We start from the raw sequence: 12,678 nt of genomic DNA, 5'->3' as shown, positions 1-12,678 counted from the left end.
ATATGAGGACGCCCAGACATTTTAATATTCTCCTTTACTTTTCAGGTAACTCTAGCATAACTTTAGAAAAATGGTATAAAACTTAAGGCGATGCACTACACCTGAACAGGCAAAATCGCTAAACCTGAAGAATGAGACAATGAAAATGATCTCCCCCTCCAACAATGTAGCGATCGAGTTTGGGACTTTTATGATTAATCTAAATTGTGTGGCCTGTCTTTAATTTTTGTACGATTTCTTAAAGTAGACTGACAGCGTTCCCAGTAAATTTTAGCGACCGCATCGCCCGGATTCTGACGCCAACACTCGGCAAACAACCGCCCCGCTTTAGCTAACTTCCCTTCCGAGTAAATTGCCAAGGCTTCGGCAAACAATTCCAGTGTAGCTAACTTGCCCGTTTTGATTTCTAGTGGGTCAACATCAAACACCTCATCCAGGTCACATAACAGCCATTCCATCAATCATAGCTGACTGAATAATTGTATAAGCCTCTACCCAAGCTTTTTCAGTTTTAGGTGTCCACTCTAAACCCATCTGCGCCTTCAGGGCTTGAATGAGTGCATTGGCCACAACAGGATAATGTTCTACTGAAACGCCATATTTGGCATGAGTTGCACCTAATCCTTTAGCAAAAACATTAATTAACTGAGGTTTCCGTAAATTTTCAATAATTATTTCTAAGCTTTGCCAAAGCTTTTCTTTTTGCTGTTCCATTTTTGTATTCATAAAAAGACTTTTAATCTGAGAAGAACTATCAAAAAGTATTTCATAAAAGTGACTGACAAATTCCTCAGATCGAGGTTGAACTAATGCTAAAGTTCTCTCTAATAGCTCGATATTTAAAGTGATAGTTTTTTGTTCACACCACTCCAAATAAATTTGAGCAACTCGATCCGAAGGGCAGAAGCTTAAACATTGAACAAAAAATTCTGTAGCTTCGATAAATTTTTGTTGGCGGTATAAGCTCAAACCTCGATCGAATAAATTTTTTGTTGTTAATTTACCTCGCTTTGTTTCAGGAATATCTGCATCAAAAACTTCATAAATTGTAGATAAGTTTACTTTTCCCTTAACACTAACTTGAGCAATCATCCGCATAGCATAATTGTTAGGATTAGCTAATTTGTTAAAAGTCTGCTCTGTAATCAGTAAAGCAACACCATAAGTTTTTGTTAATCCTTCCACACGAGAAGCTAAATTCACCGCATCACTAATTACCGTCGTGTCCATGCGATTTGGCCCGCCCACCGTGCCTAACATTAAATTTCCTGTATTAATGCCAATGCCAATCTTAATCGGGACATAACCAGAATTAACCCGCTCTTGATTGTAGAGTTGAAGTTGATGCACCATGGCAATACTGGCATTTACTGCATTATCAGCATTACCGCTAAATAGCGCCATAATCGCATCACCAATATATTTATCAATAAAGCCATTATTTTCAATAATCGCCGATTCCATCCGAGATAAATAAGCATTAATAAACTGAAAATTGTCCTCCGGTGTCATACTTTCCGAAAGCGTAGTAAAGTCGCGAATGTCGGAAAATAGCACCGACATTTCCAACTGCACTTGGTCGCCCAATTCGACATCGACAATGCTTGATTTTTCTAAAAAATGGAGGAATTGATTGGGAACGAAACGCTCGTAAGCTTGGTTGAGTTGGAACAGTTCATTGGTAAACCTGATCTGCTCTGTTTCGGCTTTTTTACGCTCCGTGATATCTTGAAAGGCTACAATTGCATAAGAAATATTGTCCTTTTCATCATAGATAGGAGTACCCCAAGCCTCGATCGGAATAATTTTGTTGCCTTGGTGGATTTCCATATCGTCAGCGGTGGCACTTTCGCCCCTCAACGCCCGCACGCCAGGCAATTCTGCCGAGGGATATTCCTGCTGTGTTCCAGCTTGATAGAGTTGATAAACCTCGGGTATTTGCTCGCTGGTGACTTCAGGAATAACTCCTTTACCTGTTAATTGAATAGCAACGCGATTACTATAGTAAGGTTTGCCAGAAGCATCCAGCACTGTCACACCTACTGGAATTGCTTCTAAAAATTGAGCCAGTCTGTTCTCACTTTCGCGTACTTCTGTATAGAGTTTAGAATTTTGAATCGAGATAGCTACCTGTCCAGATAACACTTTTAATAGTTCCACTCTTTCTGGGGTAAAAGCTCCGGCGGTCAAATTGTTTTCTAGATAAACAATACTGACGATTTGAGATTGGTTAATCAGCGGCACGCATAAAATTGATTTGGGCTGATTTTTTTGGATGTAGGGGTCGTTGGTAAATTGTCCCGATCGGGCAGCATCATCTAGTACCACGGTTTCTTGAGTGCGGGCTACATAATTGACAATTGCGGAGGAAAGTTCTTGACAATCTTCAACGGGGATTGACTGCAACACGGTCACTTGTTGGGAATTTATTGTGCCTTCAGCTTCAATTAACAGCTTTTCCTGGCTTGATAAAATTAGATATCCTCTATGTGCCCCTGCACTTTCCATCAAAATCTTCATCAATCTGGACAGTAGCTTATCTAGTAAGATTTCGTCGGAAATTGCGCTCGTTGCCTTCATGACTGTGGTGATATCTAAGTTAGATTCCGAACCAGTTGTCGTCACTCTTGCCGTAGTTTTAGTGTTTTTATTTTTCCGTTGTATGGGTTTTAATAACTGTGGATAGCGCGTTTCTAAATCTTTTACCTTAGCAGTGGCTCCCCATTGGATATAACAATAATACGCCTCAATCATGTAGAGTTGGGCAAATTTTTCTTTATCCCATTCTAGATAAAATTTGGCTGCTAGTTCGTTGGCAAGGGCTTCTTCGTTGAGGAATTGATTTTCTTTAGCTTCAGAAATGGCGCGATCGTACATTTCAATCGCCTCAGCTTTATTGCCCAAAACGCGATGTTTTTCGGCCTCAACTAAATACGATTTATGCAGATGATTCATGGGAGCATTTTGCGCCCACTGTTGCAGAGTCGTTTGATGGGCTTCCGCCTGAGTAATAATTTCAGCTTGCTGGGTTTCTGGCTGTGTAGGGAAGAGTGCCAAGTGCGTCAGAGCTGCATAAAAATGGAAAGCGGGAACAAAAACCAATCCCGATAATGCCATCAAATACGGCTTGACTTGGCAAATATGGTTTAAGGCAGCCGGATAATTGCCCCACGAGTAGGCAAGCAGCAGTTTGTAAATGTAGACAAGAGCGATCGCACTGAGTTCATTATCCTGATGGTGCTTAGGAAGCATCACTGTTTCATCGTAGGCAGTTCCCATTAAGCAATCCGGTTGACTAACGGCTTCAGTCAAGTTCTGCACCGTCTGCCGTGTCATATCCAAAGAATCCTTAGCAGAATACTGCTTCACCAGAGCCAAGGCAGTGCTGTAATCTGCTAGTTCAGGTTCCCAACTCTCTAGTTCTACCCCACCTAAAAAGTTGGTGTGAAAGTAATTGATTATGCTGTAGCCAGCGTTACCAAAATCGCCAATTTCCATCCCAACCGTATAGCCATCTTTCAGCGTTAATATCGCGGCTCTCATAGCTTCCTGATGATGCTGTATCAAAGCCCCAAACATCATCAGAATGATGGAATTGAATTCCCCTGAAGTGAACCCCTCCAGCAAGCTTAGTGCCAATCGACCAAAGCGATAGCCTGTTTCTACCTCTCCCAAAAAACCACACAACACTATACCGTGAATTGCATACCCCACGCTTGATGCGGGTCCATTCCCAAAGGAGAGCGATAAACTAACCATTGTCGAGCTAAGTAGGGGCAGCAAACCGGGCATTCCCATGAAAATCGGTGTCGGTAACATTCTTAACAGTTGCATGGCTGCTTGAGTCTGGGGATTTGTCATCAAAGGCAGGTCCGCCAGTTCATCAATCTGTTTCTCGTGGAGCTGGCTCTTCAGGGTTTGTAGCGCTTTGCCAATCAAGGCTCCGTCAGGTTCGGTGGGGAGATCGATTCCCAATAGTCGCAGGGCCTCTCTACCGACGGCGATCGCTTCCAACAGCTTGCCCTGAGCTGTCTGGGCGGCTATTGAAATTTCGTAAATTTTAATTTTGTCTAAAATCGTCTGAGCATTGTGCAATACCTGTGCTGCCATCTGTTCCATACCCTCAATATCAGCATTCAAATAGGCGGCTTCGGTAGCACCAATATAGAGATTCAGGGTCAACTCATACTGACTTTGCCAGCAGTTGGCCCTCAGTAGCTCAATCCCTGTTTGCAGATAGACCATGGCGGCTGCGTAGGCGGTAGAACTTCTTGCCTTACGTCCAGCTTCTAAGTTGAGTTTGGCTAAGGCTTCTCGTTCGCTTAATTGATTGATTAACTCAATTCCTTGATTTAAATGCCCCACAATATCAAAGATTTTTTCTTCTCTTTCAATATCCGAGAAATTTTGTAGCAGTAACTGTCCAATTTTGAGATGAGTGGCTTGTTTTTGGTCGTCGGGAATCAATGAATAAGCCGCTTGCTGGACGCGATCGTGCAGAAACTTATAAGTGGGATTAGCAACAAACTGATTCGGGGATTGAGCATCTGCTTGAATGAAGTTATAGCCTTCTGCACTGACTAAAATGAGTCCTTCAAGCAAAGCTTTCCATAGCGCTGATGCCGTTGGTTCGGCTACTTCTTCGCTGACTACTGCTAATGTATCTAAATCAAACTGCGCCCCAATGCAAGCCGCCAATTTTAGAACATCCTGAGTTTCTTTGGGCAACTTCTGCAATTGCACCGCCATAAACTCCACCACATCCGAGGAGTCGGCAAATTTAACTTGAGCAATATCGCACTGCCACCCCCCTTGTACCCCCCTCTGTCCCCCCTTGGTAAGGGAGGATGAAAGGGGGGTGGGGGACACAGGGCGGTCAAAAATAATCAGCCCATCTTCATGCAACGCCTTGAGGAATTGAGTTGAGAAAAAGGGATTACCTTTAGTTTTTTCATAAACCAATTCGGTCAAGGGTTGAGCCAAAGATAAATCGCAAATCAGCGTATCTGCTACCAACTGATTGAGATCTCCTAAACTCAACGGTTGCAGGTTAATCGTATTCACCGCTGCCCCAGACTTCACAATCTCATCCACTGTTAACATAAACGGATGAGTAGGTGACACTTCATTATCCCGATAAGCACCCAACACCAATAGATTCCCTGTATTTTCCATCAATAGTTGTAACAATTTCAGCGATGCTGAATCCGCCCACTGTAAATCATCCAAAAATATCACTAAGGGATGTTCGACAGTAGTAAATACTTGCACAAACTTTTGCATCAGCAGATTAAAGCGATTTTGGGCAGCAATACCGGATAATTCTAGTGCTAGAGGTTGAGCGCCAATAATGCGTTCTAACTCAGGAATCACCTCAATCAGCACTTGCCCGCTATCGCCCAATGCTGTCAGAATATTGGTCTTCCAGGTTTGTAATTGAGCGTCACTTTGTGATAATAATTGCCCCATCAATTCCCGAAATGCTTGCACAAATGCAGAGAAAGGAATATTGCGCCCAAATTGGTCGTATTTGCCTTTGATAAAATAGCCGCGCTGTCTGGCGATTGGCTTGTGGACTTCGTTCACTACTGCGGTTTTACCAATGCCCGATAAGCCAGCGACTAGCATCATTTCGGCGCTACCTGTACTGACTCGTTCAAAAGCCGCTAATAGATTATCGACTTCACTTTCTCTCCCGTATAACTTTTCGGGAATCAGGAAACGGTCGGTAATATCCCGCGTTCCCAAGGCAAACGTCTCTATATTACCTGTTGCTTGTAATTGAAAAAGACAAGTTTCTAAATCCTGCTTGATTCCCAAGGCTGTTTGATAGCGATTTTCGGCATTCTTTGCCATCAATTTACTGACAAGTTGCGAGACAATTAGGGGAATTACTGGCTCGATTTCGTGCGGGGGAACTGGTTGTCTGGCAATGTGGCAGTGAACTAGCTCTAAAGCATCTTCTGTATCAAAAGGCAGTTTTCCTGTCAGCAACTCGTAGAAGGTGACGCCGAGGGAGTAAAAGTCTGTGCGGTAATCGAGAGCGCGGTTCATCCTGCCAGTTTGTTCCGGCGAGATGTAAGCGAGGGTTCCTTCCAGAATGCCGGGGTTTTTCAGTATCGGTGTTTCTCGGCTTAGCTGAGTGGAAATGCCAAAGTCAATAATTTTTAATTGTTCTGTTTCCGGGTTGTAAACAATATTGGAGGGGTTAATATCTTTGTGGATGATGTTGGCGCTGTGAATTTGCCCTAAAATTTCAGTGGTGGCGATCGCAATTTGTAAAAATTCTTCTAGAGTAAAGGAGCGCTGCTGCATCCAAATAGTCAAGGATTCGCCGCCAAAGTCCTCTACAAACATCACGAGGCTGTTTTGGTATTTTTGCAAGTCATAGACTCGCACTACTCCCGCCTCTTTCAACTCTTGGGTGATGCGGTATTCGGTGCGGTAGCGCACCAATTCTTGAGGTGTGGGGTAGCTTTCTTTGAGAAGTTTGAGGATAATTGGCTGGTTATCTGCTTCCCGAATCGCCCGGTAAACCAGAGAGTTGACACTTTCGTAAAGAACCGCCACAGCCGCAACGCCTGGAATCGAGAGCATATTGATTTTTAGGGTAAAAATTAAAGCTAAGTTAAAACCCACCAGCTTTGTGTATAGAATAGCACGTTAGAAGAGAAAAATTTTTTTTGTAACAAATGTTGAGTTTTTAATGTAGCGATCGAGTTTGGGACTTTTATGATTAATCTAAATTGTGTGGCCGGTCTTTGATTTTTGTGCGATTTCTTAAAGTAGACTGACAGCGTTGCCAGTAAATTTTAGCGACGGCATCGCCCGGATTCTGACGACAACACTCAGCAAACAGCCGCCCCGCTTTAGCTAACTTCCCTTCCGAATAAATTGCCAAGGCTTCGGCAAACAATTCCAGCGTAGCTAACTTGCCCGCTTTGATTTCTGGCGTATCGGCATCAAACACCTCATAAACCGTCACCGCTTCAGATTTTCCCTTGACTTTTACCGTATCGAGGGTGCGGATTGCGTACTGGGATAGATTTTCTAAACGCGAGTAAGTTGCCTGGGTGATTAATAGCGACACCCCATAATTTTTTGTCAATCCCTCCACGCGAGAAGCTAAATTCACCGCATCGGAAATTACTGTGCCCTCCATGCGATTTTGTCCTCCCACCGTTCCCAGCATCAAAGTTCCAGTATTGATGCCAATCCCAATCTGAATGGGGCTATAGCCAGAATTAGCGCGGTGTTGATTGTATCCAACGAGGCCCTGCAGCATAGCAATTCCGGCTTTCACTGCATTATCCGCCTCACCGCTAAACAGCGCCATAATCGCATCGCCAATATATTTATCAATAAACCCGTTATTTTCATTAATGACGGGTTCCATGCGAGAAAGATAGGAATTGATAAATTTGAAATTATCCTGCGGCGTCATGCTTTCCGAAAGCGTAGTAAAATCGCGAATGTCGGAAAACAGCACCGACATTTCCAACTGCACTTGGTCGCCCAATTCCACATCAATAATGCTTGATTTCTCTAAAAACTGGAGGAACTGATTGGGAACGAAACGCTCGTAAGCTTGGTTGAGTTGGAACAATTCATCGGTAAATCTGATTCGCTCTGTTTCGGCTTTTTTGCGCTCCGTGATATCTTGAAAGGCTACAATTGCATAAGAAATATTGTCCTTTTCATCATAGATGGGTGTACCCCAAGCCTCGATCGGAATAATCTTGTTGCCTTGGTGAATTTCCATATCATCTACAGTGGCACTTTCGCCACTCAACGCCCGCGTAGTGGGCAATTGTGCCGAGGGATATTCCTGCTCTGTTCCCGCTTGATAGAGTTGATAAACCTCGGGTATTTGCTCGCTGGTGACTTCAGGAATCACTCCTTTACCCAATAATTGAATAGCAACGCGATTACTATAGTAAGGTTTGCCAGAAGCATCCAGCACTGACACCCCGACTGGAATTGCTTCTAAAAATTGAGTGAGCCTGTTCTCACTTTCGCGGACTTCTGTATAAAGCTTAGAATTTTGAATCGAGATAGCTACCTGTCCAGATAACACTTTTAATAGTTCCACTCTTTCTGGGGTAAAAGCTCCGGCAGTCAAATTATTTTCTAGATAAACAATACTGACGATTTGAGATTGGTTAATCAGCGGCACGCATAAAATTGATTTGGGCTGATGCTTTTGGATGTAGGGGTCGTTGGTAAATTGTCCCTCTCGGGCAGCATCATCTAGTACCACGCTTTCTTGAGTGCGAGCCACATAGTTGACAATTGCACAGGAAAGTTCTTGACAATCTTCAACTGGGATTGACTGCAAGACGGTGACTTGTTGGGCATTTATTGTTCCTTTAGCTTCAATTAAGAGTTTTCCCTGACTTGATAAAATTAGATATCCTATTTCCGCCCCGGCACTTTCCATCAGAATTTTCATCAAGCTAGACAGTAGTTTATCCAGCATAATTTCACCGGAAATTGCCTGAGAAGCTTTCATTACTGTGGTGATATCTAAGTTAGAATCAGAACCCGTGAGCGTCACTGATGCCGTAGTTTTAGTTATTTTTATTCCCGGTTGGATGGGCGCCAATAACTGCGGATATCGCGTTTCTAAATCCGTTACCTTAGCAGTGGCTCCCCATTGAACATAACAATAATATGCCTCAATCATGTAGGTTTGAGCAAGTTTTTCTTTGCTCCATTCCCAGTAGAATTTTGCTGCTAGTTCGTTGGCAAGGGCTTCGTCATTAACATATTTGTTTTCTTTTGCTCCTTCAATTGCGCGATCGTACATTTCAATTGCCTCAGCTTTATTGCCCAACACCCGTTGCCGTTCTCCCTCAACCAAATACCATTTATGCAGATAATTCATCGGAGCATTTTGCGCCCATTTTTCCAAAATGGTTTGATGGGTTTCCAGCAGCGCAATAATTTCAGCTTGCTCAATTGCTGGCTGTGCCCGAAAAAGTGCCAGATAGGTGAGAGCGGCATAGAAATGGAAAATGGGAACAAAAACTAATCCGGATACTGCCATTAAATACTGTTGGCTGCGGGCAATGTGGTCTAGAGCAGCCGTATAATTGCCGCATGAGTAGGCAAGCAACAGTTTGTAGATGTAGACAGCAGCGATCGCCGAAAGTTGATTATCCTGCTGCTGCTTGGGAATCATCACCGTTTCATCGTAGGTTTGACCGCTCAAACAATCCGACAGAATACAGGATTCCCTCAAGTTCTTCACGGTCTGCTGCGTCATATCCCGAAAAGCATGAGAATGTTTCACCTGAGCCAAGGCAGCGCTGTAACTTACTACTTCGGTTTCCCAAGTGTCTAGCTCTACCCCACCGATAAACTTGCCTACAAAGTATTGGTTTATGCTGTAGCCAGCGTATACATAGTCGCCGGTTTCCATGCCCAACCTATAGCCTTCTTTCAGCGTCAGTACGGTCGCCAAAAGAGATTCTTGGTGATGCTGAATAAAGCACCCAAACAGCAGCAAAATCATCGACTTGAATTCCCGGACATTGAACCTATCGACCAATGAAAGTGCCAATTTACCAAAGGCATAGCCTGTTTCCACCTTTCCTAAAAAGGCACTCAGCACCATCCCGTGCATCGCATACCCCACACTTGATGCGGGTGCATTCCCAAAGGAGAGCGATAAACTCACCATAGTGGAGCTAACTAGAGGCGTTAAACTCGGTATTGCTTGAAAAATGGGTGCACATAACATTCTTAACAGTTGCATAGCAGCCCGAGTCTGAAGATCCGTCATCACAGGCAAGTCAAACAGTTGCTCGATCTGTATGTCCTGAAGTTGGCCGGCCAGGGCTTGTAACGCTTTACCAATCGTGGCTTTATCGGGTTCGGCGGGTAGTTCAACACCCAATTGCAAGAGTGCATCTCTACCCACTGCGATCGCCTCCAACATCTTGCTCTGGGCTGTCTGGGCGGCGATTTGAATTACATAAATTTTAACTTTGTCTAAAATCGTCTGAGCTTCTTGCAAAACCTGTGCTGCCATCTGTTCCATGCCATCAAAGTCACCATTCAAATAGGCAATTTCAGCAGCAGCAACATAGAGATTCAGGGTCAACTCATACTGACTTTGCCAGCAGTTGGCCCTCAGTAGCTCAATCCCTGTTTGCAGATAGATATTGGCCGCCGCGTAGGCGGTAGAACTTCTTGCCTTACCTCCCGCTTCTAAGTTGAGTTTGGCTAAGGCTTCTCGTTCGCTTAATCGATCGATCGACTCAATTGCTTGATTCAAATGCCCCACAATATCAAATAGTTTTTCTTCTCTTTCAAGAGCCGAGGAATTTTGTAGCAGTAACTGTCCAATTTTGAGATGAGTGGCTTGTTTTTGGTTTTCGGGTATTAGGGAATAAGCTGCTTGCTGGACGCGATCGTGCAGAAACTTATAAGTGGGATTGGTAATAGACTCAGTAGGGGATATATTCTGTGTTTGAAGGAAGCATTTATAGCCTTCTGTAATGGGTAAAATAAGTCCTTCTTGCAATGCTCTCCAGAGTGATGATGCAGTTTGTTCTGGTAATTCTTCGCTGACTATTGCCAAGGTGTCTAAATCAAACTGCGCCCCAATGCAAGCCGCCAGTTTGAGAACATCCTGAGTTTGGGCAGGCAACTTCTGCAATTGCACCGCCATAAACTCCACCACATCCGAGGCATGGGTAAGTCTAGCTTGAGCAATATCGCACTGCCAATGCCGTAAATTCCAGTCAAAAGTAATTTGAGCATCTTCATGCAACGCCTTGAGGAATTGAGTCGAGAAAAAGGGATTACCTTTGGTTTTTTGATAAACCAATTCTGTCAAAGGTTGAGCAAAAGATAAATCGCACATCAGCGTATCTGCTACCAACTGATTGAGATCTGCTAAACTCAACGGTTGCAGGATAATCGTATTCACCGTGGCTCCCGACTTCACAATCTCATAGGTCGTCAGCATAAACGGATGAGCCGATGATACCTCATTATCCCGATAAGCACCCAATACTAACAGATGCCCCGTATCTTTCATCAACAGTTGTAGCAATTTCAAAGATGCCGAATCTGCCCACTGCAAATCGTCCAGAAACATCACTAAGGGATGTTTTGCTTGGGTAAATACTTGCACAAATTTCTGCATCAGCAGATTGAAGCGATTTTGGGCGGCACTCCCCGACAATTCTAGTGCAGGACTTTGAGGGCCAATGATGCGTTCTAACTCAGGAATTACATCAATCAGCACTTGCCCGCTGTCGCCTACTGCTGTCAGAATATTGGTCTTCCATGTTTGTAATTGAGCGTCACTTTCTGATAATAATTGTCCCATCAATTCCCGAAATGCTTGCACAAATGCACTGAAAGGAATATTGCGCCCAAATTGGTCGTATTTCCCTTTGATAAAATAGCCGCGCTGTCTGGCGATCGGTTTGTGGACTTCATTCACCACTGCGGTTTTACCAATGCCCGATAAGCCAGCGACTAGCATCATTTCGGCGCTACCTGTACTGACTCGTTCAAAGGCTGATAATAGATTAAAAACTTCAGTTTCCCTGCCGTATAACTTTTCGGGAATCAGGAAACGGTCGGTAATATCCTGCGTTCCCAAGGCAAACGTCTCTATATTACCTGTTGCTTGTAATTGACAAAGACAAGTTTCTAAATCCTGCTTGATTCCCAAGGCTGTTTGATAGCGGTTTTCGGCATTTTTAGCCATCAGCTTGCTGACAATTTGAGACACAATTACGGGAACTTCTGGGTCGATTTCGTGCGGGGGTAATGGCTGTCTGGCAATGTGGCAGTGAACTAGCTCTAAAGCGTCTTCTGTCTCAAAAGGCAGTTTTCCTGTCAGCAATTCGTAGAAGGTGACGCCGAGGGAGTAAAAGTCTGTACGGTAATCGAGAGTGCGATTCATCCTGCCAGTTTGTTCCGGTGAGATGTAAGCAAGGGTTCCTTCCAGAATTCCGGGGTTTTTCAGTATCGGTGTTTCTCGGCTTAGCTGAGTGGAAATGCCAAAGTCGATAATTTTTAATTGTTCCGTTTCTGGGTTGTAAACAATATTCGAGGGGTTAATATCTTTGTGGATGATGTTGGCGCTGTGAATTTGCCCTAAAATTTCAGTTGTGGCGATCGCAATTTTTAGAAATTCCTTGAGGCTAAACTTTCGCTGCTGCATCCAAATAGTCAAGGATTCGCCACCAAAGTCCTCTACAAACATCACGAGGCTGTTTTGGTATTTTTGCAAGTCATAAACCCGCACGACTCCCGCCTCTTTTAGATCTTGAGTGATGCGGTATTCGGTGCGGTAGCGCACCAATTCTTGAGGTGTGGGGTAGCTTTCTTTGAGCAGTTTGAGGATAATTGGCTGATTATTTGCTTCCCGAATCGCGCGGTAAACCAGAGAGTTGACACTTTCGTAAAGAACCGCCACAGCCGCGACGCCTGGAATCGAGAGCATATTGATTTTTTTGCTAAAAATTAACGCGCAGTCAAAACGCACCAGGTTTGTGTATAGAATAGCACGTTAGAAAGAACAAAATGGGGTTTGTTAACAAATGTTGAGTTTTTGAGTAGCAGCCTGGAAATACTTTGTGCTAGCCCCGATTGCGATCGCCTAGTTTGTAGGGTGCATCAACAGTCGATCGCACTTTTGTTTTTATTTCC

The 12,678-nt window shown here is 43.9% G+C and carries 3 protein-coding genes; all 3 read right to left on the bottom strand.

The annotated features are described in order from the left end of the window. Positions 1-194: 194 nt before the first annotated feature. Complete coding sequence (locus tag QUA80_RS11845; protein WP_333424332.1) at positions 195-458, bottom strand: hypothetical protein; 264 nt, start codon at positions 456-458, stop codon at positions 195-197. Beyond that, positions 439-6,597: an AAA family ATPase gene (locus QUA80_RS11840; RefSeq protein WP_333424330.1), complete on the bottom strand. Its 6,159-nt coding sequence runs from the start codon at positions 6,595-6,597 to the stop codon at positions 439-441. The genes QUA80_RS11845 and QUA80_RS11840 overlap by 20 nt, the downstream gene beginning before the upstream one ends. 139 nt (positions 6,598-6,736) lie before the next feature. Continuing rightward, complete coding sequence (locus QUA80_RS11835) at positions 6,737-12,472, bottom strand: AAA family ATPase (protein ID WP_333424328.1); 5,736 nt, start codon at positions 12,470-12,472, stop codon at positions 6,737-6,739. Between the last annotated feature and the right edge of the window lie 206 nt (positions 12,473-12,678).

Origin of the sequence: Microcoleus sp. F4-D5 (assembly GCF_036704885.1) — a bacterium.
Taxonomy (GTDB): Bacteria; Cyanobacteriota; Cyanobacteriia; order Cyanobacteriales; family Microcoleaceae; genus Microcoleus.
The sequence above is the reverse complement of the archived record's forward strand: the minus strand, read 5'-3'. Positions and strand labels throughout refer to the sequence as shown.